Below are 1,214 nucleotides of genomic sequence, written 5' to 3'. Positions count from 1 at the left end.
GGATTGGTAAGATTGGTTTTAGACCCATTTTATTTAGGATGAGTTTTTCGTTTTCTGATGGCATCGATCTCAAGTAAGATTTTTTCCCATTGTTATCTATCAGACTTACTTGCATTTTGTCTAATGCTTCTCTTAGCAATTTTTCTGTAATCACATTTTTGTCACGATTTATTTTTTGTAGCACGAAGTTTTGAATGGCGAAGGCTATGTAACAAAGGCAAATATGGCCCTCTATTCGTTGGTCTGTCCAATGAAACATTGGCCTGGTTTCAAGGTGGGATTTGAAGGTTCTAAAGCTGTGTTCTATTTTAAATAGTTGTTTATATTGATCTAAGACATCGCTTACTGGCAGCGTTTGATTATTGGTGCTTATGGCTAAAAAACCATCATACCGCTCAGCCGCAGCTATTTTTTCTTCATTCAGACTATATTTACTATTTTCTTGTGCTTTTAAAAAGAACCTAGCTGCTTTACTGTTGATTTTAGATGGGTTTTTGAGTAGATTATGTGCTTGCTCCAATTTCTCTTCTCTATCTTGCTTATCTTTTGCTGCTCTTTTTGCAGAATAGGTTGCTATTATGGTTTTATTGCCTTCTTTCAATGTGGTATATCGTATCAAAACTTCCTGACCAGAGGCATCATTATATATCAATTGGTGATGATAATTTTTCAGGTCAAGTAGTTGTTTCTGCGTTTTTTGTGGTAAGTTTTTCAATCGCTCACCTATGATAAATTCGTAGCCCTTGCCAGTTGTTATCTCTAAATTATTCTTAGAGAGCATCCCTCTATCAGCTACTACAATAACTTTATCTATCTGATATCTTTTTTTGAGGTCATCCAAAGCTTCTTTAAATGTGTCTCCTTCGTAGGTGTTGCCTTTGAAAACTCGATAGCCGATAGGGTTTTTATGGTGGTCAATCATCATGCAAAAGAGGATTTGGGTTTTACCTATTTTGCCATCTTTTCCAAAACCCATTTGTCGGAGTTCACCTTCTTTCTCTACTTCGCTGGCAAAGTAAAAAGTGGTTACATCGTAAAAGACTACGTCTAAACTTTGGTTGAACAGATCGCGACCAGTTTGGAAGATTTGTTGCTGGATGAGTTCATTGTTTTGAGCCAATTTATCCAAGGCTCGGTAAAGATGATGTAAGGATAGTTCGGGTAGATTTACATATTCTTCTCGGTGCTGAAAGTTACTGAGTTTGCTACAAGGA

At 36.5% G+C, this 1,214-nt stretch carries 1 protein-coding gene; it reads right to left on the bottom strand.

Annotated features, from left to right (window positions below):
- The coding region (locus EGI22_RS15565) for an IS1634 family transposase (RefSeq protein WP_255069346.1) at nucleotides 1–1,214 on the bottom strand (1,214 nt) is incomplete at both ends.

The sequence above is a fragment of the Lacihabitans sp. LS3-19 genome (assembly GCF_024343575.1).
Taxonomy (GTDB): domain Bacteria; phylum Bacteroidota; class Bacteroidia; order Cytophagales; family Spirosomataceae; genus Leadbetterella.
This window is presented reverse-complemented; position numbering and strand designations above follow the sequence as displayed.